Source organism: Micrococcus sp. TCR-5 (assembly GCF_052220525.1).
GTDB classification, from domain to species: domain Bacteria; phylum Actinomycetota; class Actinomycetes; order Actinomycetales; family Micrococcaceae; genus Micrococcus; species Micrococcus luteus.
In genome coordinates, this window is sequence record NZ_JBQPDO010000001.1 from 96,394 (window position 1) to 118,209 (window position 21,816).

Below are 21,816 nucleotides of genomic sequence, written 5' to 3' on the forward strand. Positions count from 1 at the left end.
CGCGCTGATCTGGGCCGCGCTGATCTGGGCCGCGCTCCTGGGCCTCACCCTCGGGGCGGGACTGCTCCTCATCCTGGTCACCCAGCCGGTGGGCTGGCGCCCCAGCCTCGAGCAACGGGTCGAACCGCAGCTGCGCCACCACATCCCGGCCTCCCGCCTCCTCGAGGAGGAACGTGCGGGCGCCTCACCCTGGGGAGCGTGGGGACGCATCCTCGATCCCGTGGTGCAGGCCGGAGTCGGCTGGGTCCAGCGCATCTCCCCGGGCGGGGTGGCGCTCGACCGCAAGCTGGCCGCCGCGGGGCTCGCGGTCACGTCGACGGACTTCCGTGCCCAGCAGGTCCTGAGCGGAGCCGCGGGGGCCGCCGTGGCGGCCGTCCTCGCGCTCAGCCTCACCGTCACGGGCCGCGTGCCGGTGATCACGGGGGTCGCCCTCGTGATCGCCGGCGGCATGGCCGGGTTCCTGCTCCGGGAGCAGCTGCTCTCCCTGCGGGTGCGACGGCGGCGCGAGGCCATCCTCTCCGAGTTCCCGTCCGTGGCCGAGCTGTTCGCGCTCTCGGTGGGCGCGGGGGAGAGCGCCGCCGGAGCGCTCGAACGCATCGCGGGGACGGCGCGCGGGGAGCTGGCCGGCGAGTTCCGCACCACGCTCGCCGACATGCGTGCCGGGGCGTCGCTGTCCGCGGCGCTCAAGGCCATGGGACGGCGCGTGCAGCTGGCCCCCGTCGAACGGTTCATCGGGGGCGTGCTCATCGCGCTCGACCGCGGCACGCCCCTCGCCGACGTCCTGCGCGCGCAGGCCCAGGACGTGCGTGAGATGGGTCGCCGCGAGCTCATGGAGGCCGCCGGCCGGAAGGAGATACAGATGATGGTGCCCCTCGTGTTCGGCATCCTCCCGCTCACGGTGATCTTCGCCGTCTTCCCCGGCATCTCCCTGATGCGCCTGGGGTTCTGAAGACCCACAACTGAATAGTCCATCCATCCACCCACGATCACCATCCACTCCGGCCGCACGGGCGGCCGGCCACCCGAGGAGGGGACCATGCTCCACCACCACGCCATCACCGTCCTGGCCGCCCTGCGCGCCCTCATCCACGACGACGTCCGCGACGAGCGCGGCGACGTCCCCGGCTGGGTGATGATCACCCTCATGTCCGCCGTGCTCGTGGCCGGCCTGCTGGCCCTCGCCCTGCCGGCGCTCCAGGGACTGTTCAACCAGGCCATCTCCCAGGTGTCCCAGGGCGGCTGAGCATGCCCCGGGGTGCTGCCCACGGCGCGCAGGCGCCCCGTGGCGGCCACACGGGTGTCCGCTGGCGGGACGACCGGGGCGCCGCGGTGGCCGAGTCCACCATGGTGATGACCCTGGTCGTCCTGCTCTTCGCGGCGCTGCTCCAGGCCGGCGTCGTGATCCACACGCGCAACGTGATGATCGACGCCGCCTCCGCCGGCGCCCGGTACGGGGCGCTCGCGGACCGGAGCCCCGAGGACGGCGTCCAGCGGGCTCGGGAGCTGCTCTCGGCCGGCGTGCCCGGCCAGTCCGGGGCCGACGTCGCCGCGGAGCTCACCAGCCAGGACGGGGTCCCGGTCCTGCGCGTCACGGTCTCGAGCTCGCTGCCCGGCCTGGGGTTCCTGCCGGGCCCGATCCCCGTGGAGGTGAGCGGTCATGCGTTCCGTCAATGACGTCCGCGACGAGCGGGGAGCGGCCACGGTCGAATTCCTGGGCCTCACCCTCGTCCTGTTGATCCCCGTGGTGTACCTGATGATCTACGTCTCCCAGGTCCAGGCCGCGGCGTTCGCCTCGGTCGCCGCCGCTGACCAGGCCGTCAAGGCCGTGGTCGCCGAGGCTGATCACCCCAGCGCAGGCGCCGCCCACGCCACCGTCGAGCTCACGCTGGCCGACTACGGCGTGGGCGCCGGCCAGTACGACCTGACCGTCGGCTGCGATCAGGGCGGCTGTGGCACGCTCGAACCGGGCGAGGTCGTCGCCGTGCGGGTGGACGTGGGGGTGCCCGTCCCTCTCACGCCGGCAGCGTGGTCGCTGACCCCCGTGACGGTGGGTTCCGACGCCCGGCAGACTGTGCCGAGGTTCTGATGCGCCGCCGCCTCACCGCTCGCCTGGGTCACGACGACGGGCAGACCACCGTCCTCACCGTCGGCCTGTGCGCCGTGCTCGTGGCCCTCATGCTGGTCATGCTCGCGGTCACCACCGTGCAGTTGCAGCACCGCCGCCTGCAGTCGCTCGCGGACTCGGCCGCCATCGCCGGGGCAGAGGAGCTCGGCTTCCGGCTGGGGGAGGACCCGGGCGTCGTGCTCTCCGACGACGACGTCGCCGCCTCCGCCAGCGCACACCTCGCGGCCGTCGGTGCCCAGGAGGCCGTGCCCGGGCTCGGCGGGATGAACGCCCGCGTGGCCGACGACGGCACCACCGTCGTCGTCACCCTCGACGCCCGGGCCGATCTGTTCGCCATGACCGGCCCGTTCGCGGGGACACTGCCCCTGTCGGTCCCCCTCGAGGCGACGGGCAGCAGTCGCACTAGCCTGGCCCGGTGATCCGCTTCCTCCACGGCATCGGTGGCCGGCCCGCCCACTTCGAGCCCCTTGCTGACGCCCTCGGCGCCGTGGCCGACCTCGCCGCCTCGCCCGCCCTGCCCGGCCACCCGGGCACGGACGCCGGCGGTCAGGGCCGCCCCCGGGCCGCACGGCCGGCGACCGATGCGGACCCCGTCCTCGACGCCGCCCGCACCTGGGCGGCGCAGGCCGGCCCCGTGCCGGGGCTGCTGATCGGCCACAGCACGGGCGGGGTCATCGCGCTGCGCGCCGTCGCCGACGGGCTGGTGCGGCCCCGCGCCCTCGTGGTCATCGACTCGAACGTCCCGGTGACGGACACCGCCCTGGCCGCCCGGGCGGCCAAGGCCCGCCTCGCCGCCCGCCCGGACTGGCGGAGCGTGCTCCGCGCCTCGCTCGCGCGGGACCTCCTCGTCCCGGAGCCGTGGCGCGAGCGGATCCTGACCGACCTGGACGCCACGCCGGACCATCCGATGCGCGAGCTCTGGGCCGCCGTCCTCGCCGCGGACACCCGTGCCCTCTGGGCCGGCATCACCGTCCCGACGCTATACGTGCGCAGCACCCGGGACGTCCACCAACGGGACCTGGACGCGGTCACGCAGCACGCCACCGTCGTCGATGTCAGCACGGGCCACTGGCCGCACGTCACGGAGCCCGAGGCCGTCGCGGCGGCGATCCGCCGCTGGCACACGACCGGCGTCCACCCCACGCGGTAGGCTGGCCGAATCATGGCTGACACTGACTTCTCCGCGGAGATCGACTCCCTGCGCCACACCCTGGCCTCCATCGAGCAGGTCTCGGACCTCGACCGCATCAAGGCGGACATCGCCGAACTGGAGCAGCAGGCCTCCGCACCGGACCTCTGGGACGACCCGGAGGAGGCCCAGAAGGTCACCTCCAAGCTCTCCCACCGTCAGACGGACCTCAAGCGCATCACCTCCCTGGAGAGCCGCATCGAGGACCTGGAGACCATGGTCGAGCTCGCCGCGGAGGAGGACGAGCCCTCCCTCCTCGACGACGCGAACCAGGAGCTGACCTCCATCCGCAAGGCCCTGGAGGAACTCGAGGTCGTCACGCTGCTCAGCGGCGAGTACGACCAGCGCGACGCCGTCGTGACCATCCGCGCGGGCGCCGGCGGCGTGGACGCGGCCGACTTCGCCGAGACCCTCATGCGCATGTACCTGCGCTGGGCTGAGCAGCGCGGCTGGTCCACCAAGGTCATGGACACCTCCTACGCGGAGGAGGCCGGCCTGAAGTCCGTCACCTTCGAGGTCAACGCGCCCTTCGCGTTCGGCACCCTCTCCGTGGAGGCCGGCACGCACCGCCTCGTGCGCATCAGCCCCTTCGACAACCAGGGCCGCCGCCAGACGTCCTTCGCGGCGGTCGAGGTGGTGCCGCTGATCGAGTCGGACGACTCCATCGAGATCCCCGAGTCCGAGATCAAGGTGGACGTGTTCCGCTCCTCGGGCCCCGGCGGCCAGTCCGTGAACACCACGGACTCCGCCGTCCGCATGACGCACCTGCCCACCGGCATCGTCGTGTCCATGCAGAACGAGAAGTCGCAGATCCAGAACCGTGCCGCCGCCCTGCGCGTGCTCCAGTCTCGCCTGCTGCTGCTGCGCAAGGCCGAGGAGGACGCGAAGAAGAAGGAGATGGCCGGCGACGTCAAGGCGTCCTGGGGCGACCAGATGCGCTCCTACGTGCTGAACCCGTACCAGATGGTCAAGGACCTGCGCACGGGCCACGAGGAGGGCAACCCCTCCTCCGTGTTCGACGGCCACATCGACGATTTCGTGGACGCCGGGATCCGCTGGCGCGCCGAGCAGGTCAAGGCCGCCCAGGAGGACTGAGCCCCGCGGCACGGCCCCGTCGCCCGGGCCACCACGACGCCGGCCCGCACCTCCGCAGTGAGGCGCCGGCCGGCGTCGCCGTTCAAGCCCCCGCAGGGGCCTCGGGCCTGGCCCGGGAGACCGGCCCGGTGGGATGCTCGAAGCACCGGGCAGGCGCCCCCGCGCGCCGGTCCGGCACCAGACTCCATTCCCACCCAGGAGGTCGACCAGCATGACCATGCGCGCCGCCCGTTGGCACGGCAAGAAGGACATCCGCATCGAGGAGATCGACTCGCCCACGGCCGGCCCGGGGCAGGTCCTCGTGGACGTCGCGTGGTGCGGCATCTGCGGCACGGACCTGCACGAGTACCTCGAGGGCCCGATCTTCATCCCGCCGGCCGGGCACCCGCACCCGATCTCCGGCGACGCCGCCCCCGTCACGCTCGGCCACGAGATGTCCGGCACCGTCGCCGCCCTGGGCGAGGGCGTCACGGACCTCGAGGTCGGCCAGAAGGTCGTCGTGGAGCCGTACATCGTGCGCGAGGAGGACCGGGACCGACCGGACTACAACCTCGCGCCGGACATGAACTTCATCGGCCTGGGCGGCGACGGCGGCGGACTGGCCGAGCAGATCGCGGTGCAGCGCCGCTGGGTCCACCCGGTGGCCGACTCCGTGCCTCTCGACCAGGCCGCGCTCATCGAGCCGCTCTCCGTGGCCCACCACGCGTGGGTGCGGGCCGGCTCTCCGACGTCGGGCGTGGCAGTGATCGGTGGCGCCGGCCCCATCGGCGCGCTCACGGCGGCCGTGCTCAAGGGCAAGGGCCTGACGGTGTACGTCTCCGAGCTCTCGGAGCTGCGCCGCCAGAAGGTGCTCGAGGCCGGCGTGGTAGACGAGGCATTCGACCCCCGCGAGGTGGACGTGCCCGCGAAGATCCGCGAGCTGCACGACGGCCAGGGCGCGGACGTGGGCTTCGAGTGCACCTCGGTGGACGTGGTGCTGGACATGCTGCTGGACGCGGTGCGTCCCGGCGGGGTGATCGTCAACGAGTCCATCTGGGGCCACGAGCCCGCCGTGGCCCTGCACAAGCTGGTGATGAAGGAGATCGACCTGCGCGGCACCATCGCGTACGCGAACGACCACGCGGACACCATCCGCATGGTCGAGGACGGCGCCGTGGACCTCGCGCCGTTCATCACCGGCAAGATCGGCCTCGACGACCTGGTCGACCAGGGCTTCGAGACCCTCATCCACCACAACGAGACGGCCGTGAAGATCCTCGTCTCGCCCACCGGCCAGGGCCTCTGAGGCTCCGGCCCGATCCCCGGACGTCCCGACGACGGCCCGCACCCGCGCGCTGCGGGTGCGGGCCGTCGTGGTCCCTGTGCCGCGGCGCGCCGTCACAGACGCGTCGCTCCCTGGCGCGCCTGTGACCGGGGTCATAGACTGCATTTGAGTGAATCGTGATGAACCGAGTTGAACGTCCCAGGAGGACCGCATGACCGCCGAGCTGCCCCAGCCTCAGCCCACCGATGCCGTGATCGTGGGCGGTGCCCGCACGCCCTTCACCCGGCTGCTCTCGCAGCAGGCCGACCTGCGCGCCGTGGACCTGGGCGCCCACGCGATCACGCACGCGCTCGAGCGCGCCGGCGTGGCCCCCGAGGACGTGGACATGGTCTACATGGGCCAGGTCGTGCAGGCCGGCGCGGGCCAGAACCCGGCCCGCCAGTCCGCGCTCGCCGCGGGCATCCCGTTGAACGTCCCGGCCATGACGATCAACAAGGTGTGCCTGTCCGGCCTCACCGCCGTGATCGACGCCGCCCGTCTCATCCGCCTCGGCGAGGCGGACGTGGTGGTGGCCGGCGGTCAGGAGTCCATGACCAACGCCCCGCACCTGCTGCCCGGCGCGCGCAAGGGCTTCAAGTACGGCCCGGCCACCATGCTCGACGCCGTCGCGTGGGACGGCCTCACCGACTCCCTGAGCCACGAGGCCATGGGCGAGCTGACCGAGTCCGGCAACGGCGAGCGGAACATCGCCCGCGCCGAGCAGGACGAGGTCGCCGCGGCCTCGCACCAGCGGGCCGCCCGGGCCCAGTCCGAGGGCGTCTTCGAGGGCGAGATCGCCCCGGTGGAGATCCCGCAGCGCAAGGGCGACCCGCTGGTCGTCTCCCAGGACGAAGGGGTCCGCCCGGACACGACCGCCGAGTCGCTGGGCGCCCTGCGCCCGGCGTTCGCGAAGGACGGCACCATCACGGCCGGCAACTCCTCGCCCCTGTCCGACGGCGCCGCCGCCCTCGTGGTGACCTCGCGGGCCTTCGCCGAGGAGAAGGGCCTGACGATCCTCGCCACGGTGGGCGCACCCGGCCAGACCGCCGGCCCGGACAGCTCGCAGCTGCACTCGCAGCCTTCGGACGCGATCGCCGCGGCGGTGCGGAAGCAGGGCTGGGACGTGGCCGACCTTGACTTCATCGAGATCAACGAGGCGTTCGGCGCGGTGGCCGTGCAGTCCCTGCGCGACCTCGGCTACCCGCACGAGAAGACCAACATCCACGGCGGCGCCATCGCCCTGGGCCACCCGATCGGCGCCTCCGGCGCCCGGCTGGCCCTGCACGCCGCCCTCGAGCTCGACCGGCGCGACGGCGGCCGCGCGGCCGTCTCGCTCTGCGGCGGCGGCGGCCAGGGCGAGGCCCTGATCCTCTTCCGCTGACAGACCGCCCCTGACAGAAAGGACCCCGGACATGGCTCTCGACAAGACCGTGGCCACGCCCGCCGAGGCGGTGGCGGACGTGCCGGACGGCGCGTCCCTGGCCGTCGGCGGCTTCGGGCTCTCCGGCAACCCCGTGCAGCTCATCGAGGCCCTGCTCGAGCAGGGCGCCACGGACCTGTCCGTCGTCTCCAACAACTGCGGCGTGGACGGCTGGGGCCTGGGCATCCTGCTCGGCGCGCGCCGGCTGCGGAAGATGACCTCCTCCTATGTGGGGGAGAACAAGGAGTTCGCCCGCCAGTACCTCAAGGGCGAGCTCGAGGTGGAGCTCGTCCCGCAGGGCACCCTCGCGGAGAAGCTCCGCGCCGGCGGCGCCGGCATCCCGGCGTTCTACACCCGCTCCGGCGTCGGCACCCAGGTGGCCGAAGGCGGCCTGCCCATGCGCTACGACGCGGACGGCACCGTGGTGAAGTCCTCGCAGGCCAAGCCCACGGACACGTTCGTGCTCGGCGAGGGCTACCTCAGCCAGACCCCGGACGAGCCCGAGACCTATGTGCTCGAACGCTCCATCGTCACCGACTTCTCCCTCGTGCACGCGTGGAAGGGCGACCGCCACGGCAACCTCGTGTTCCGCAAGGCCACCCGCCAGTTCGGCCCGCCCGCGGCCATGGCCGGCCGCGTGTGCATCGCGCAGGTGGAGGAGCTCGTCGAGCCCGGCGAGATCGACCCGGATGACGTGCACCTGCCCGGTGTCTTCGTGCACCGGATCGTGGAGGTCGGCACGGACATCGAGAAGCGGATCGAGAAGCGCACCGTGCGCGCGTCGGGGGAGGGGCGGGCATGAGCGAGCAGACCACCGGGCGCCCCCGGGGCCTGAGCCGCGACCAGATGGCGGCCCGCGCCGCGCAGGAGCTGCCGGACGGCGCCTACGTCAACCTCGGCATCGGCATGCCCACGCTGATCCCCAACCACATCCCCGCCGGGCGGTCCGTGGTGCTGCAGTCCGAGAACGGCATCCTCGGCACGGGCCCGTACCCCACGGAGGACGCCGTGGACCCGGACCTGATCAACGCGGGCAAGGAGACCGTCACCGTGAACCCGGGGGCGTCCTTCTTCGACTCCGCGCTGAGCTTCGGCATGATCCGCGGCGGCAAGATCGACGTCGCCGTCCTGGGCGGCATGGAGGTCTCCGCCGCGGGCGACCTGGCCAACTGGATGGTGCCCGGCAAGATGGTCAAGGGCATGGGCGGTGCGATGGACCTCGTCCACGGCGCCGGCCGCGTGATCGTCATGATGGACCACGTGTCCAAGGACGGCACCCCCAAGATCGTCGACCAGTGCACCCTGCCGCTGACCGGCCGCGCCGTCGTCGACCGCATCATCACGGACCTGGCCGTGATCGACGTCGTCGGCACCCCGGAACAGCCCCGCCTGGCGCTCGTGGAGACCGCGCCCGGCATCACCGAGGAGCAGGTCCGCGCGCTCACCGGCGCGCCGCTGGACTGAGCCGACGACGCCGCCCCGCGGCCCCGGCGCACCGCCTCGGCGGGCATCGGGCCGGCACGGGATAGACTGGACGGCCGCGCCCTGATCGGGGCGCGGCCGTCGCCGTGGACGCTGGAAGGACGTGAGGCCATGGGCAAGAACAGCAAGGGCAAGGCCGCCAAGCAGCCGGCCCCCGGCGAACGCCAGGTGATCGCCAACAACAAGAAGGCGCGCCACGACTACACCATCCTCGACACGTACGAGGCCGGCATGGTGCTCACCGGCACCGAGGTGAAGTCGCTGCGCGAGGGCAAGGCCTCGCTCGTGGACGGCTTCGCGGTCTTCTACCGGGACGAGCTGTGGCTCGAGCAGGTCTACATCCCGGAGTACCTCAACGGCTCGTGGACCAACCACGCCGCCCGCCGCCGCCGCAAGCTGCTGCTGCACCGCGCCGAGCTGACGAAGATCTCCCGCCAGATCCAGGATCCGGGCCTGACCATCGTGCCGCTGTCCCTGTACTTCCTGAACGGGCGCGTGAAGGTGGAGATCGGCGTCGCGCGCGGCAACCGCGAATACGACAAGCGGCACAAGCTGCGCGAGCAGCAGGACAACCGCGAGGCCCAGCGGGCCATGCGGATGCGCAACCGGCGCGCCGGCGTGGCCTGAGCGCGGTGGACCCCTTGGGAATGCCTCGGGGGCGTGCTACGTTGTATCTCTCGCAGGGCCGGTTTCAGGACCGGCGGGCCTCGCGCCCTCCGCCTGCAGTGGTGATTGACAACCTCATAGAGGAGTCGCCCCCATGGGGCCGATCGGTTTCGACGGTGTGTGTCGCGTCGGGAGAAGCGGGCCGAGGATGCAGAGTCATCTCGTCAAACGCTCTCTGCAAACCAATAAGTGCCGAATCCAAGCGCACTGACTTCGCTCTCGCTGCCTGATCAGTGATCGAGTCCGTCACCCCGAGGTCGCTGTCGCCTCGGATCGTGGCGTCAGCTAGATAGCCACTGGGCGTCACCCTCGCCGGGGGTCGTGACGCCGACATCAATCCGGCTGGGTCCGGGTTGGCCGCCCGTCTGCGGGACGGCCAGGACCGAGCAACACCCACAGCAGACTGCGCCCGGAGAAGACCTGGCAACACCTCATCGGACGCGGGTTCAATTCCCGCCGGCTCCACTCACCACCACGGGAAGGCCCCGGAATCGTCACGATTCCGGGGCCTTCGTCGTGTCCGCGCCCGGTGTGCGGCGGCCCGTCCCTCAGCCGGCCAGGACGGTGTGCAGCCCCAGGCCGGCGCCCCAGCCGACGACGACGGCCACCAGCCCCAGCCCCAGATGCGCGGCCCACAGGCGGGCGGCCGCGCCCCATCGACGGGCGAGCACGGCGTCGGCGGCCTCAGCGGCCACGGTGGACCACGTCCCCAGGGCGAGGCAGAACCCGGACACCACGGCGGACACCGCCGCGACGAGCATGAGCGCCTGCCCGTCGCCCCAGCCCCCGGACGCGTACACCAGCTCCGGCACGGCCAGGCCGACGGTGACGCCGAGGAGCAGGGCCGCCGTCGTGTTGGCGGTGAGCAGACCCCGGGGGCCGAGCCGGTCGGTCAGGCGCCCGCGCGCCAGGGCGCCGAGCGCCCCGCCCGCCGCGAGGCAGGCCAGGAGGGCCCCCTGGAAGAGAGCGAAGACCTCGTATCCCGCGCCGCTCATGCGTCCTCCTCCGAACGATCCGTCCCGACCACGCGCGACCCCGGGGCGCCCCCGGCGTGCAGGCCGAGCACGGCCGCCGCCGTCGAGAGTGCAGCCATCAGCGCGAGCACCAGCAGCACCGAGGCCGCCGCGGCGAGGACGACACCCGCCCCGGACGCCGCGGCGCCCAGCCGCACCGGCCACAGCGCCAGGGCGACGGCGCTGGAGATGGTGGTGAACGCACCGAGGAAGCCGGTTCCCAGCCCCGCCACCAGGCGTGGACGCCAGTCCGGCCCGCGGCGTCGCGAGGCCGCCCACAGCAGGCCGAGCAGGAACGAGCCGAGCACGTTCACCACGAACAGCGGCAGGGCCTGGACGAGGACGTCGACCACCCCGAACGCGCCGCCGAACGCGCCGCGGAAGTTCGGCGCCCCGGCCAGCGCGGTCACCGCGTTCATCACCCCCACACCGCACAGCACGCCCGCGGCACCGCCGAGGGCCACCGCACCCGCAGTGCGGGGCCGGCGATCTGTCCCGCGCCCGCCCCTCCGGTCGGCCGCCGGCTCCCCCCGCGCGGCCATCAGGCGCCGTCCTCGGTTTCGTCACCCGTGCGCAGGCGGGCGAGGACGTCGTCGTGGAGCAGGCCGTTCGTGGCCAGCGCGTGCCCGCCGAACGGGCCGTCCTCGCCGTCCAGCGAGGTGAAGCGGCCGCCGGCCTCGCGCACGATCGGCACCAGAGCGGCCATGTCATGCAGCTCGAGCTCGGGCTCGGCCGCGATGTCCACGGCGCCCTCGGCGACGAGCATGTAGGACCAGAAGTCGCCGAAGCCGCGCACGCGCCACACGTCCGAGGTGAGCTGCAGGAACGCGCGGATCGAGCCGCGTTCGCGCCAGCCCTCGATCGAGGAGAAGGACAGCGACGCGTCCTCGACCCGGTCCACGCCGGACACGGTGATCCGCTGAGCACGCGTGAGCGAGGTGCCCGCGAAGGCGCCCTGGCCGGCCGCGGCCCACCAGCGACGGTGCAGGGCGGGGGCGGAGACGACGCCGACGACGGGCTCGCCGTCGATCAGCAGCGCGATGAGGGTGGCCCACACGGGCACGCCGCGCACGAAGTTCTTGGTGCCGTCGATGGGGTCGACCACCCACTGCCGGCCGGAGCGGCTCAGAGATCCGCCGAACTCCTCACCCACGATGCCGTCGCGCGCCCGGGCACGGGACAGGGTCGAGCGGATGGACTCCTCGGCGGCGCGGTCCGCATCCGTGACAGGGGTGAGATCCGGCTTGGTGCTGACCTCGAGGTCCTGGGCCTTGAACCGGGACATCGTGATCGAGTCCACGTTGTCCGCCAGCATGTGGGCCAGCCGCAGGTCCTCCGTGAGGTCGCGGCCGCGGGTCGCAGGGTTCTCAGGTCGCTCCATGCCGCCCACGCTATACCGCGCGGGCCGCCTCAGTCCTCGGACGACGCCGCGTCCTCCGCCCCCGAGGGGGCCAGCCGGTTGCCGAGCAGACGCCGCAGCGAGGCCAGGCGTGCCGCTCCCGAGGGGCCGGCGTGGCCCGCGGCCACCCATGCGTCCAGGCCGCAGCCGGGGGAGTCGGCGGTGTGGGTGCAGCCGCGCGGGCAGTCCGCCAGCCCGCCGGCGAGGTCGTCGAACGCCTCCACCACGCGGTCCGGCTCGACCCAGCCCAGCCCGAAGGACCGGATGCCGGGGGTGTCCACCACCCAGGTGTCCGGCAGGGGGGCGCCGTCGTCGCCCGTCAGCGGCAGTGCGAGCGCGGACGAGGAGGTGTGCCGGCCCCGGCCGGTGACGGCGTTGACGTGGCCGGTGGCCCGTTCCGCGCCGGTGAGCGCGTTCAGCAGCGTGGACTTGCCGACGCCGGAGGGCCCCACGAACGCGCTCGTGTGCCCGATCAGCCGCTCGGCCACCCGGGCCACGAGCGAGGCGTCCAGGGCGGTGTCCCCGGTCTCGGCCTCGAAGGTCGCCGCACCGGAGGTCATCACCTCCAGGTCCAGGGCCTCGTAGTGCGCCACCAGCGCGGCCGGATCACGCAGGTCGGTCTTCGTGATGAGCAGCACCGGGTGGATGCCGGCGTCGTAGCAGGCGACCAGGGCGCGGTCGATGAAGCCGGTCCGGGGCTCCGGATTGGCCGCGGCCACCATGATCACCAGCAGGTCGGCGTTGGCCACCACCACCCGCTCGACCTCGTCCGAGTCGTCCGCCGACCGGCGCAGGACCGTGCTGCGCTCCTCGACACGGACGATGCGTGCGAGCGTGCCCTCGTCCCCGGAGAGGTCCCCGACGACGGCCACCCGGTCGCCCGTGGCGATCGGCGTGCGGCGCAGCTCGCGGGCGCGCATCGCCGTGATCCGCTCGTCCAGGCGATCCGGCAGCACCACGGCGTACCGGCCGCGGTCCACCGTGGTGACCATGCCGACCTGCGCATCCTCGTGCTTGGGCCGCTCCTTGGTGCGCGGGCGGGTGCCGCGTTTGGACGGGCGCACCCGGACATCGGACTCGTCCCACGCCGAGGGATCGAGGCGCCGGGCCATCAGCGGGCCTCCTCGGCCGCGTCGCCGGGTGCCACGAGCGCGGTCCACAGTGCGGGGAAGTCCGGCATCGTCTTCGCGGTGGTCGCCACGTCCACGATGCCGGTCCCCGGCACGCGCAGGCCGACGACGGCGGCGAAGGTCGCCATCCGGTGGTCGTGGTAGGTCTCGAGGGCGGCCGGCGACAGCGGCCCCGACGCGTCCGTGCCCGGGAAGCCGAGCGTCGTCTCTCCCTCGTCCACGGTGACCCCCAGGCGGGCGGCCTCGGCGGTGAGCGCGGCGAGCCGGTCCGTCTCATGGCCCCGCAGATGGCCGATCCCCGTCAGGCGGGTGGGCCCGGAGGCCAGCAGGGCGAGCGCGGCCGCGGTGGGGGCGAGCTCGGCCGTGTCCGCGATCTCACCGGCGCCGGTGATGCGGGGCGTGCCGTCGTCCTGGACCACCCCGGTCACCGTGAGGCGGCCGCGGGAGCGGTCCGTGCGGTCGACCGTGAGCGCCACGCTCGCCCCGAACTGCGGCAGGATCCGCCGCCAGCGGTCGCCGATCTGCGTCGTGCGGGTCGGCCAGTCCGGCACCGTCACGGAGCCGCCCGTGGCCACGGCGGCGGCCAGGAAGGGGCCCGCGTTGGACAGGTCCGGCTCGACGGTCGCCTCGTGCCCCGGGATGCGCCCCGGGGCCACGGTCCACGCCCCGGGGCCCGTCTCGGCGACGTCCACCTCGAGCGCGCGCAGCACCCCGACGGTCATCGCGACGTGCTCCGGGCTCGGCACGGTCTCCCCGGTGTGCCGCAGCCGAAGACCGCGCGGCATCCCCGCGGCCGCCAGCAGCGCGGCGGACAGGAACTGGGAGGAGCCGGAGGCGTCGACCGCGACCTCCGGCACGTCGCCGTCGGGGGCCACCGTGGCCGCGTCCGCGCGGGTCGTCGTCGTGAAGGGCAGGCGACCGGGCTCACCCTCCTCGACGACGGCCACCCCGAGCTGGCGCAGCGCGTCCAGGACCGGGGCCATCGGGCGCAGGCGCGCGCCGGTGTCGCCGTCGAAGCGGACCCGGCCGGGCCGCAGCGCGGCGACGAACGGGACGAAGCGCATGACCGTCCCCGCCAGTCCGCAGTCCACGGCGACATCCCCGGCCAGCGGCGCGCCGACCGGCATCGGATGCACCCGCAGTCCGCCGTCGGACAGGGGCTCGAACCGGGCCCCGAGCGCTGTGAGCGCCGTGCGCATCAATGCCGTGTCCCGCGACTCGAGGACGCCGTGCAGGACGCACGGACCGTCGGCGAGCGCGGCGAGCACGAGATGCCGGTTCGTCAGCGACTTCGATCCCGGCAGCCGCACCTCTCCGCGCACCGGGCCGCGCGCCACGGGCGCGGGCCAGGTCTCGGCGGCGTCGGGACGGGGGGCGGGGGAGTGCGCGGCGGCACGCGTGGGGCGGGTCACCGGACCAGCCTATCCGGCGGCTGTCGGCCGGGGTCGGCCTGTCGCGGGGGAATACCTGGAACGCTCCTGGCGCTCCACTGGACGACCCCGTACCCGTGTCGGCGCACCGGTCCCGCTCGCCGCGGACCGCAGCCGGAGAGGAGCCCCGCATGAGCGCCGCCCTGCTGACGCATCCCTCCCGGACCGTAGACTGGCCCGCGATGAGCACTGACAACAGCCGGCCGGAATTCGCCCGGCCCGAGGACGCCCCCGAGCACGACCGCGCCGACATCGACGTCGCCGCCGAGTCCGAACAGCAGCGCCGTGCCCGGTTCGAGCGTGACGCCCTCGAGTTCGTGGACCAGTTGTACTCCGCTGCGCTGCGCATGACGCGCAACCCGCAGGACGCCGAGGACCTGGTCCAGGAGGCGTACACGAAGGCCTACTCCTCGTTCCACCAGTACCGGCCCGGCACCAACCTCAAGGCCTGGCTCTACCGGATCCTCACGAACACGTACATCAACCTCTACCGCAAGCGGCAGCGCCAGCCCCTCGAGGCGGACAACCCTGAGGTGGAGGACTGGCAGATGGCCCGGGCCGCCGAGCACACCTCCGGTGGCCTGCGCTCGGCCGAGACGGAGGCCCTCGACCGGCTGCCCGACTCCCAGGTGAAGGACGCCCTGCAGGCGATCCCGGAGGAGTTCCGGCTCGCCGTCTACTTCGCGGACGTGGAGGGCTTCGCCTACAAGGAGATCGCCGAGATCCTCGACGTGCCGATCGGCACCGTCATGTCGCGGCTGCACCGCGGCCGCAAGCAGCTGCGCGAGCGCCTCGCGGACTACGCGGCCGCGCGCGGCATCAAGGCCCAGCCGAAGAAGAAGACCGGGCGCGGCGGCACGAAGCAGACCGAGACGAGCACGAAGGAGGCCACGCGATGACCGCGGACCAGCACGGCCATGAGTGCCGCGACGCCCAGGACGCCTCCCTGGAGCGGCTGTACCAGTACCTGGACGGCGCCCTGACGCCCGAGGACATCGAGCAGGTGCGCGCCCACGTGGCGGAGTGTCCGGACTGCCGGCACCAGAAGGAGCTCGAGGAGCTCATCCGCTCGGCGGTGCGTCGGTGCTGCCAGGAGAAGGCGCCCGCGCAGCTGCGGGCCACCATCATGACCCGCATCACCCAGATCTCGACGACGACCGTCACCTGGGGCTGACACCGCGACATGCGGACCCGTGGGCACCCGATCGGGCGCCCCGACGATGACGAAGGGCCGTCCCCTGAGGGGACGGCCCTTCGTGGTCTGCGGTCGCCGGGTGGCACCCGGCCGGTCCGCGACGCCGATCAGCGGATCAGGCGTTGGGACGCTTGCCGTGGTTGGCGCCGTTCCTGCGGCGGTCGCGACGCTTGCGTGCACGCTTGCTCATGACGTCTCCCTTCAACGAGTCGGTCGGTGGTCCATTCTGTCACATCAGGCCGTGGGCTCAGGCAGACCGAGCCACTGGTACCAGCCCCGGTGCAGCACGAGCCACGCGATGAGCCCGTGGCCCGCCTGGCCCGGCCGGCCCTGGCCGGAGGCGAGGTCCGCGCGCCACTGCTCGTGTCCCACCAGCGGGGTGAACGTGTCCACGTACACGTGGTTGCGCCGGTCGGCCACATCCAGGTAGGCGGCGTTGAGCTCGGCGAGCCGGGCGTTGCGCTGCTCGTCCAGGGTGGGCGTGGGGCCCACCACGAGCACCGGGATGTTCCGCTGCGAGGCGGTGTCCAGGACGTTGGCCAGGTTCAGCCGCGAGCGGGCGGTCGAGGTGGCCTCCAGGTCCAGGTCCGCGTCGGACAGGGCCACGACGAGGCGGTTCTCCGTCTCCTCGGAGAAGCGCCGCGAGGCCTCGCCCCACCAGCGCTCGTTGAGGTCCTCGGTGGTCTCGTGCGGCACGGCCAGCACGTAGTTCTCCAGCTCCACGTCGGGGGCCTGGGTGCGGGCGAGCACGCGGCCCCACCAGCCGATGGCGCGGGCGTCGCCCGCACCGGCCAGCAGCTGGTCGCCGACGGCGGCGATCCGGATCCGGCGGTTGTGCACAGTGTGTCCTTTCGTCGGCCGATCCGGCGCCGCCGCCGCACCGGAGGGTGCGGCGGCGGCGCAGGGTCGGTCCGGGTCAGCGGCCGAAGGCGGCGTCCAGCAGCGTGCTGAGCTCCTGGTCGTGGCGGCCCTTGGTGCCCGCGGAGGTCGCGGCCGAGGCCGGGCGGGACACGAGGGTCACGGGGCCGTCGAGCTGCGGCACGAGGTTCAGTGCCATGAACGGCCACGGGCCCTGGTTCGCGGGCTCGTCCTGCACCCAGGTGACGTCGGCGACCGGGTAGGCGCGGAGCGCCTTGCGGATCTCGTCGAGCGGCAGCGGGTAGAGCTGCTCCACCCGCACGATCGCGGTGGACGTGTCACCGGACTTCTCGCGGCGGGCGAGCAGGTCGTAGTACAGCCGGCCGGAGACCAGCACCACGCGCGTGACGTCCTTGGCGTCCACCCCGGCGTCCGGGATGACCGGCTGGAAGCCGCCCTCGGTGAAGTCCTCCACCGAGTTCGCGGCGGCCTTGAGGCGCAGCAGCTGCTTCGGGGTGAACACGATGAGGGGCCGACGCGGGCGGGCGTAGGCGTGCTCGCGCAGCAGGTGGAAGTGGTTCGCGCCCGTGGAGGGGTTGACCACGCGCATGTTGTCCTCGGCGCACATCTGCAGGAAGCGCTCGATGCGGGCGGAGGAGTGGTCCGGCCCCTGTCCCTCGTAGCCGTGGGGGAGGAGCAGGACCACGGACGAGGTCTGCGACCACTTCTGATCGGCCGAGGAGATGAACTCGTCGATGATCGTCTGCGCGCCGTTCACGAAGTCGCCGAACTGGGCCTCCCACAGCACGAGGGCGTCGGAGCGCTCCACGGAGTAGCCGTACTCGAAGCCGAGGGCGGCGTACTCGGACAGCAGCGAGTTGTAGACCCAGAACTTCGCCTGGTCCTCGGAGAGGTGCCTCAGCGGCGCCCACGTGTCGCCGGTGATCCGGTCGTGGAACACCGAGTGGCGCTGCGTGAAGGTGCCGCGCTGGGAGTCCTGGCCCGCCAGGCGGACCGGCACGCCCTCCATGAGCAGCGAGCCGAAGGCCGCCAGCTCGGCGAAGCCCCAGTCGATGCCGCCGTCGACGGCCATCTTGGCGCGGCGCTCGAGCAGGGCCGCGAGCTTGGGGTGGACCGTAAAGCCCTCGGGCACGTCGATGTGCGCCTGCCCGATGGCCCGCAGCGTCTCGGCCGAGATGGCCGTGGACGCCGGCGCCTCCGGGGCCGCGTCCCGGTCCTCGGCCGGGCGGAGGCCCTCGTCGCCGGAGGTGGGCGCGTCCTCGTGGGTCTCCGCGAAGACCCGCTCCAGCTGCTGCTGGTAGTCCTTCAGGGCGCTGTCCGCCTCCTCCTGCGTGATGTCGCCGCGGCCCACGAGGGACTCGACGTACAGCTTGCGGGTGGAGCGCTTCTGCTCGATGAGGTTGTACATGCGCGGCTGCGTCATCGACGGGTCGTCGCCCTCGTTGTGGCCGCGGCGGCGGTAGCAGACGAGGTCGATGACGACGTCCTTGTTGAACCGCTGGCGGTACTCGAAGGCGAGCTGGGCCACGTGCACCACGGACTCCGGCTCGTCGCCGTTGACGTGGAAGATCGGGGCCTGGATGGTCTTGGCCACGTCGGTGGAGTACACCGCGGAGCGCGCCTGGGTCGGCGGCGTGGTGAAGCCCACCTGGTTGTTCACGATCACGTGGATCGTGCCGCCGGTGCGGTAGCCGGGCAGCTGCGAGAGCTGCAGGACCTCGGTCACGACGCCCTGGCCCGCGAAGGCCGCGTCGCCGTGCACGAGGATCGGCAGCACGGAGAAGGAGTCCGGGCGCTGGCCACCCAGATCGAGGCGGTCCTGCTTGGCGCGCACGACGCCCTCGAGGACCGGGTCCACAGCCTCCAGATGCGAGGGGTTCGCGGCGAGATACACGCGGGTGCTGTTGCCGGCGTCGGACACGAAGGTGCCCTCGGTGCCCATGTGGTACTTCACGTCGCCCGAGCCCGAGGCGCCGCCCGGGGTGGCCCCCTCGAACTCGCGGAAGACCTGGCTGTAGGTCTTGCCGGCGATGTTGGTGAGCACGTTCAGGCGACCGCGGTGCGCCATGCCGATGGCGACCTCGTCCAGTCCGGCGTCGGCGGCGTCGCCGAGGATGCCGTCCAGCAGCGGGATGAGGGACTCGCCGCCCTCCAGGGAGAAGCGCTTCTGGCCGATGTACTTGGTCTGCAGGAACGTCTCGAACGCCTCCGCGGCGTTGAGGCGGCCCAGGATGCGCAGCTGCTCCTCGCGGGTGGGCTTGGCGTACGGCTGCTCGAGCTTCTCCTGCAACCAGGCGCGCTCGGCCGGGTCCTGGATGTGCATGTACTCGACGCCGATGGCGCGGCAGTACGCGTCACGCAGCACGCCGAGGATCTTGCGCAGGGTCAGGCTGCTCGCCCCGCCGAAGCCGCCGGTGGGCCACTCGCGGTCCAGGTCCCACAGGGTGAGCCCGTGCTCGCGGATGTCGAGGTCCGGGTGGTAGGCCATCGAGTACTCGAGCGGGTCCACGTTGGCCAGCAGGTGGCCGCGGTCCCGGTATGCGTGGATGAGCTGCTGGATGCGGGCGACCTTGCCGACCTGCTCCTCCGGGTTCACCTGCACGTCCTGGGCCCAGCGGACGGGCTCGTAGGGGATGCGCAGGGAGTGGAAGACCTCGTCGTAGAAGCCGTCCTCGCCCAGCAGGAGGCCGTGCACGATCTTCAGGAACTCGCCCGAGCCGGCGCCCTGGATCACGCGGTGGTCGTACGTGGAGGTGAGGGTGATCGTCTTGGAGATCGCCAGGTCGTGCAGCGTGGACTCGGCGGCGCCCTGGAAGGCGGCCGGATAGGTCAGCGCGCCGACGCCGATGATGGCGGCCTGGCCCTGGGACAGGCGGGGCACCGAGTGCACGGTGCCGATGCCGCCCGGGTTGGTCAGGGAGACCGTGGTGCCGGCGTAGTCGTCCATCGTCAGCTTGTTCTTGCGGGCGCGCTGGACGAGGTCGTCGTACGCCTTCCAGAAGCCGCGGAAGTCGAGGGTCTCGGCGGCCTTCACGTTCGGGACCACGAGCGCGCGGGTGCCGTCCGGGCGGGGCAGGTCGATGGCCAGGCCGAAGTTCACGTGGGCCGGCTCCACCATGGTGGGCTTGCCGTCGCGCTCCTCGTAGGTCACGTTCATCGAGGGCATGGCCGCGAGCGCGCGGACCACGGCGTAGCCGATGAGGTGGGTGAAGGAGACCTTGCCGCCGCGGGTGCGGGCCAGGTGGCTGTTGATGACCACGCGGTTGTCGATCAGCACCTTGGCCGGCAGGTCGCGCACGGTGGTGGCGGTGGGCATGGATAGGGAGGCGTCCATGTTCGTGGCCACGGCCTTGGCCATGCCCTTGAGGACGGTGGCCTTCTCCTGCTTCTCGTCCGCGGTGGTGGCGGTGTCGGCGGGCTCGGAGGGCACGGCCTGGGCCGCCGGGGTCTTCTTGGGCTTGGGGCCGGTGCTGACCGAGGTCTCCTTGGGCTGCGCACCCCGGGCCGGGGCGGTCGCCGCCTTCGGCTCGGTCACCTTGGCGGTGGCCTTCGGCTCGGCCTTGGCGGCGGTCTTCGGCTCGGTCTTGGCGGCGGCCTTCGGCTCGGCCTCGGCGGCGGGGGCGCTGGCCTCGAGACGGGCGAAGATCTGTGCCCACTGCCGGTCCACGGAACCGGAGTCCTCGCGGTACTTCCGGTAGATCTCGGCCACCAGCCGTTCGTTCCCCGGGAACTCCTGTGCGAGCCGGTCCGACGTGAGTTCTGGCACTGTGTAACGCCTCTTCCTGAGCCTTGGGATGCGATGTGCTGCGCCGGGCCACCCGCGCGGCGCGCGTGGGGCCGGGAACGCCTCGAGACATCATAGTTCTTCGACGCCCCCGGTCGGAATGCCGCGGCCTCGGCTCGACTCCGCTCCCGGCGGACGCGCGGGGGCCTCACGGCGTCCGCCTCGTCTGGGAGACTGACGCCATGCGCTTCCTCACCGACCCGGCCGTCGACCTGACGTACAACGACGTCTTCCTCGTGCCCTCACACTCGGACGTCGCCAGTCGCATGGACGTGGACATCGCCCCGGATGACGGCACGGGCGCCACCATCCCCCTGGTCTCCGCCAACATGACCGCCGTCACCGGGCGCCGGATGGTCGAGACCATGGCCCGGCGCGGCGGTCTCGGGATCCTGCCGCAGGACATCCCGGCGGACGTGATCCGGGACGTCGTGCGTCGGGTGAAGGCGGCCCACCCCGTGGCGGACACCGCCCTGACCGTCGGCCCGCAGGACACGGTGCTGGACCTGCTCCACCTCGTGGACCGCCGCAACCACGGGGCCGTCTGCGTGGTGGACGCGCACGGCGGGCTGCTCGGCGTGGTCCGCCCCCAGGACTGCGAGGACGTGGACCGCTTCACCTCGGCCGCCTCCGTCATGCACCCTCCGGTGGTGACCCTCACGCTCGCCGAGCTCGGCGGCACGGACGGCGCCCCGGACAAGGACGCGCTGCGGGCGGCCTTCGAGCGCCTGCACGCCGCGCACCAGGAGATGGCCCCCGTCGTGGACCCGGCGGTGGGCACCGCCGCCCCCGTGCTGCGCGGGGTCGTCACCGCGGCGGGCCTGCTGCGCTCGTCCTTGTTCACGCCCGGTCTCGACGACGGCGGACGGCTCCGGGTCGGCGCCGCCGTCGGCATCAACGGGGCGGTGGGGGAGAAGGCCGCCGCCCTGGTCGAGGCCGGCGTCGACGTGCTCGTCGTGGACACCGCGCACGGTCATCAGCAGACCATGCTGGATGCGCTCGCCGCCGTGCGGGCCCTCGACCCCGGTGTGCCCGTGGTGGCCGGCAACGTCGTCTCCGGCGACGGCGTCCGGGACCTGGTCGCGGCGGGCGCGGACATCGTCAAGGTGGGCGTGGGCCCGGGCGCGATGTGCACCACGCGCATGCAGACCGCGGTGGGCCGACCGCAGTTCTCGGCGGTCCTGGAGTGCGCCGCCGCGGCCCGCGAGCTCGGGGCACGCGTGTGGGCGGACGGCGGGGTGAAGCACCCGCGGGACGTGGCGCTCGCGCTGGCCGCCGGAGCCAGCTCGGTGATGATCGGCTCGTGGTTCGCGGGGACGCTCGAGTCTCCGGGCGACCTCGTGCACGGTCCGGACGGTCGGCGGTACAAGGAGAGCTTCGGCATGGCCTCGGCCCGCGCGGTCCAGCACCGCACCCGCCACGAGGACGCCTTCACCAAGGCCCGCAAGGCGATGTTCGAGGAGGGCATCTCCTCCTCGCGCATGTACGTGGACCCGCGCCGCCCCTCGGTGGAGGACCTGCTGGACACCATCACGTCCGGTGTGCGCTCGTCGCTGACCTACGCCGGCGCCCACGACCTGGCGGAGTTCCGTGAGCGCGCCGTCGTCGGCCTGCAGTCCGCGGCGGGCTACGAGGAGGGCCGGCCGGTCGCCTCGTCGTGGTGAGGCGGCCGCATGCCCCTGCTCGTTCCGCCGGGGCCTGACGCC

Annotated in this window: 23 protein-coding genes and 1 other RNA gene; 16 read left to right on the plus strand and 8 right to left on the minus strand. The window is 72.9% G+C overall.

Going from position 1 to position 21,816, the window contains the following annotated elements:
- Positions 1–7: 7 nt before the first annotated feature.
- The 13 genes from ACTSKS_RS00450 (at position 8) to ssrA (ending at position 9,748) form a co-directional block, all read left to right on the plus strand.
- Positions 8–949 (plus strand): type II secretion system F family protein, encoded by a 942-nt coding sequence (locus ACTSKS_RS00450; RefSeq protein WP_442927225.1) that lies wholly within the window; start codon positions 8–10, stop codon positions 947–949.
- Between the two features lie 87 nt (positions 950–1,036).
- Positions 1,037–1,243 carry a hypothetical protein gene (locus tag ACTSKS_RS00455; RefSeq protein ID WP_010079078.1) on the plus strand — a complete coding sequence of 69 codons (207 nt, stop codon included), beginning with the start codon at positions 1,037–1,039 and terminating at the stop codon, positions 1,241–1,243.
- Positions 1,244–1,245: 2 nt separating this feature from the next.
- Positions 1,246–1,674: a TadE/TadG family type IV pilus assembly protein gene (locus ACTSKS_RS00460; RefSeq protein WP_036381779.1), complete on the plus strand. Its 429-nt coding sequence runs from the start codon at positions 1,246–1,248 to the stop codon at positions 1,672–1,674.
- Entirely contained in the window at positions 1,658–2,086 is a 429-nt protein-coding gene (locus ACTSKS_RS00465) for a hypothetical protein (protein WP_036313982.1), read from the plus strand. The genes ACTSKS_RS00460 and ACTSKS_RS00465 overlap by 17 nt, the downstream gene beginning before the upstream one ends.
- Positions 2,086–2,544: a Tad domain-containing protein gene (locus ACTSKS_RS00470; protein ID WP_036381775.1), complete on the plus strand. Its 459-nt coding sequence runs from the start codon at positions 2,086–2,088 to the stop codon at positions 2,542–2,544. Before ACTSKS_RS00465 ends, ACTSKS_RS00470 begins: the two co-directional genes overlap by 1 nt.
- On the plus strand, positions 2,541–3,275 hold the full coding sequence (locus tag ACTSKS_RS00475; protein WP_049147203.1) for an alpha/beta fold hydrolase: 735 nt from the start codon (positions 2,541–2,543) through the stop codon (positions 3,273–3,275). The genes ACTSKS_RS00470 and ACTSKS_RS00475 overlap by 4 nt, the downstream gene beginning before the upstream one ends.
- A gap of 12 nt (positions 3,276–3,287) precedes the next feature.
- On the plus strand, positions 3,288–4,409 hold the full coding sequence (prfB, locus tag ACTSKS_RS00480; protein ID WP_012750800.1) for a peptide chain release factor 2: 1,122 nt from the start codon (positions 3,288–3,290) through the stop codon (positions 4,407–4,409).
- Between the two features lie 217 nt (positions 4,410–4,626).
- Positions 4,627–5,694, plus strand: a complete 1,068-nt coding sequence (locus tag ACTSKS_RS00485; protein ID WP_041104337.1) for a 2,3-butanediol dehydrogenase — start codon at positions 4,627–4,629, stop codon at positions 5,692–5,694.
- Between the two features lie 190 nt (positions 5,695–5,884).
- Complete coding sequence (locus ACTSKS_RS00490) at positions 5,885–7,093, plus strand: acetyl-CoA C-acetyltransferase (RefSeq protein WP_041104293.1); 1,209 nt, start codon at positions 5,885–5,887, stop codon at positions 7,091–7,093.
- A gap of 31 nt (positions 7,094–7,124) precedes the next feature.
- Entirely contained in the window at positions 7,125–7,934 is an 810-nt protein-coding gene (locus tag ACTSKS_RS00495) for a CoA transferase subunit A (protein WP_041104295.1), read from the plus strand.
- A complete protein-coding gene (locus ACTSKS_RS00500; protein ID WP_036381762.1) occupies positions 7,931–8,596 on the plus strand; it encodes a CoA transferase subunit B in 666 nt (221 codons plus the stop codon). The genes ACTSKS_RS00495 and ACTSKS_RS00500 overlap by 4 nt, the downstream gene beginning before the upstream one ends.
- A 129-nt stretch (positions 8,597–8,725) precedes the next feature.
- Positions 8,726–9,241 carry an SsrA-binding protein SmpB gene (smpB, locus tag ACTSKS_RS00505; protein ID WP_044659238.1) on the plus strand — a complete coding sequence of 172 codons (516 nt, stop codon included), beginning with the start codon at positions 8,726–8,728 and terminating at the stop codon, positions 9,239–9,241.
- 135 nt (positions 9,242–9,376) lie between these two features.
- Positions 9,377–9,748: a transfer-messenger RNA gene (ssrA, locus tag ACTSKS_RS00510) on the plus strand.
- 80 nt (positions 9,749–9,828) lie between these two features.
- Here ssrA and ACTSKS_RS00515 read toward each other — a convergent pair.
- From ACTSKS_RS00515 to aroA, 5 genes are all read right to left on the minus strand, one after another.
- Positions 9,829–10,275: a CrcB family protein gene (locus ACTSKS_RS00515; protein WP_036381759.1), complete on the minus strand. Its 447-nt coding sequence runs from the start codon at positions 10,273–10,275 to the stop codon at positions 9,829–9,831.
- A complete protein-coding gene (locus tag ACTSKS_RS00520) occupies positions 10,272–10,757 on the minus strand; it encodes a FluC/FEX family fluoride channel (RefSeq protein WP_061867906.1) in 486 nt (161 codons plus the stop codon). Before ACTSKS_RS00520 ends, ACTSKS_RS00515 begins: the two co-directional genes overlap by 4 nt.
- Positions 10,758–10,834: 77 nt before the next feature.
- A complete protein-coding gene (hisN, locus tag ACTSKS_RS00525; protein ID WP_036334996.1) occupies positions 10,835–11,674 on the minus strand; it encodes a histidinol-phosphatase in 840 nt (279 codons plus the stop codon).
- 29 nt (positions 11,675–11,703) lie between these two features.
- Positions 11,704–12,804 carry a ribosome small subunit-dependent GTPase A gene (rsgA, locus tag ACTSKS_RS00530; RefSeq protein WP_044659234.1) on the minus strand — a complete coding sequence of 367 codons (1,101 nt, stop codon included), beginning with the start codon at positions 12,802–12,804 and terminating at the stop codon, positions 11,704–11,706.
- Positions 12,804–14,234, minus strand: a complete 1,431-nt coding sequence (gene aroA, locus ACTSKS_RS00535) for a 3-phosphoshikimate 1-carboxyvinyltransferase (protein WP_135019364.1) — start codon at positions 14,232–14,234, stop codon at positions 12,804–12,806. Before aroA ends, rsgA begins: the two co-directional genes overlap by 1 nt.
- Before the next feature lie 200 nt (positions 14,235–14,434).
- Here aroA and ACTSKS_RS00540 point away from each other — a divergent pair, with 200 nt between their 5' ends.
- Entirely contained in the window at positions 14,435–15,151 is a 717-nt protein-coding gene (locus ACTSKS_RS00540) for a sigma-70 family RNA polymerase sigma factor (protein ID WP_036314006.1), read from the plus strand.
- A complete protein-coding gene (rsrA, locus tag ACTSKS_RS00545) occupies positions 15,148–15,426 on the plus strand; it encodes a mycothiol system anti-sigma-R factor (protein WP_036381745.1) in 279 nt (92 codons plus the stop codon). Before ACTSKS_RS00540 ends, rsrA begins: the two co-directional genes overlap by 4 nt.
- Before the next feature lie 136 nt (positions 15,427–15,562).
- On the opposite strand, the gene ACTSKS_RS00550 is transcribed toward rsrA, so the two are convergent.
- The 3 genes from ACTSKS_RS00550 to ACTSKS_RS00560 all read right to left on the minus strand — a co-directional run bounded on the left by ACTSKS_RS00550 (position 15,563) and on the right by ACTSKS_RS00560 (position 20,092).
- The gene (locus ACTSKS_RS00550) at positions 15,563–15,637 is read right to left on the minus strand and encodes a 50S ribosomal protein bL37 (RefSeq protein ID WP_095346645.1); all 75 of its coding nucleotides are present in this window, start codon (positions 15,635–15,637) and stop codon (positions 15,563–15,565) included.
- Between the two features lie 44 nt (positions 15,638–15,681).
- Positions 15,682–16,287 (minus strand): GDSL-type esterase/lipase family protein, encoded by a 606-nt coding sequence (locus ACTSKS_RS00555; RefSeq protein ID WP_041104309.1) that lies wholly within the window; start codon positions 16,285–16,287, stop codon positions 15,682–15,684.
- Between the two features lie 76 nt (positions 16,288–16,363).
- The gene (locus tag ACTSKS_RS00560) at positions 16,364–20,092 is read right to left on the minus strand and encodes a multifunctional oxoglutarate decarboxylase/oxoglutarate dehydrogenase thiamine pyrophosphate-binding subunit/dihydrolipoyllysine-residue succinyltransferase subunit (RefSeq protein ID WP_135040049.1); all 3,729 of its coding nucleotides are present in this window, start codon (positions 20,090–20,092) and stop codon (positions 16,364–16,366) included.
- A gap of 200 nt (positions 20,093–20,292) precedes the next feature.
- Between ACTSKS_RS00560 and ACTSKS_RS00565 the strand changes: the two genes are divergently transcribed.
- Positions 20,293–21,774: a GuaB1 family IMP dehydrogenase-related protein gene (locus tag ACTSKS_RS00565; RefSeq protein WP_141842604.1), complete on the plus strand. Its 1,482-nt coding sequence runs from the start codon at positions 20,293–20,295 to the stop codon at positions 21,772–21,774.
- Positions 21,775–21,816: the final 42 nt, after the last annotated feature.

Coding starts and splice junctions, on each gene's coding strand:
- ACTSKS_RS00455 (WP_010079078.1), top strand. CDS start 1,037: ATGCTCCACCACCACGCCATCACCGTCCTGGCCGCCCTGCGCGCCCTC.
- ACTSKS_RS00460 (WP_036381779.1), top strand. CDS start 1,246: ATGCCCCGGGGTGCTGCCCACGGCGCGCAGGCGCCCCGTGGCGGCCAC.
- ACTSKS_RS00465 (WP_036313982.1), top strand. CDS start 1,658: ATGCGTTCCGTCAATGACGTCCGCGACGAGCGGGGAGCGGCCACGGTC.
- ACTSKS_RS00470 (WP_036381775.1), top strand. CDS start 2,086: ATGCGCCGCCGCCTCACCGCTCGCCTGGGTCACGACGACGGGCAGACC.
- prfB (WP_012750800.1), top strand. CDS start 3,288: ATGGCTGACACTGACTTCTCCGCGGAGATCGACTCCCTGCGCCACACC.
- ACTSKS_RS00485 (WP_041104337.1), top strand. CDS start 4,627: ATGCGCGCCGCCCGTTGGCACGGCAAGAAGGACATCCGCATCGAGGAG.
- ACTSKS_RS00490 (WP_041104293.1), top strand. CDS start 5,885: ATGACCGCCGAGCTGCCCCAGCCTCAGCCCACCGATGCCGTGATCGTG.
- ACTSKS_RS00495 (WP_041104295.1), top strand. CDS start 7,125: ATGGCTCTCGACAAGACCGTGGCCACGCCCGCCGAGGCGGTGGCGGAC.
- ACTSKS_RS00500 (WP_036381762.1), top strand. CDS start 7,931: ATGAGCGAGCAGACCACCGGGCGCCCCCGGGGCCTGAGCCGCGACCAG.
- smpB (WP_044659238.1), top strand. CDS start 8,726: ATGGGCAAGAACAGCAAGGGCAAGGCCGCCAAGCAGCCGGCCCCCGGC.
- ACTSKS_RS00515 (WP_036381759.1), bottom strand. CDS start 10,275: ATGAGCGGCGCGGGATACGAGGTCTTCGCTCTCTTCCAGGGGGCCCTC.
- hisN (WP_036334996.1), bottom strand. CDS start 11,674: ATGGAGCGACCTGAGAACCCTGCGACCCGCGGCCGCGACCTCACGGAG.
- rsgA (WP_044659234.1), bottom strand. CDS start 12,804: ATGGCCCGGCGCCTCGATCCCTCGGCGTGGGACGAGTCCGATGTCCGG.
- ACTSKS_RS00540 (WP_036314006.1), top strand. CDS start 14,435: ATGAGCACTGACAACAGCCGGCCGGAATTCGCCCGGCCCGAGGACGCC.
- rsrA (WP_036381745.1), top strand. CDS start 15,148: ATGACCGCGGACCAGCACGGCCATGAGTGCCGCGACGCCCAGGACGCC.
- ACTSKS_RS00565 (WP_141842604.1), top strand. CDS start 20,293: ATGCGCTTCCTCACCGACCCGGCCGTCGACCTGACGTACAACGACGTC.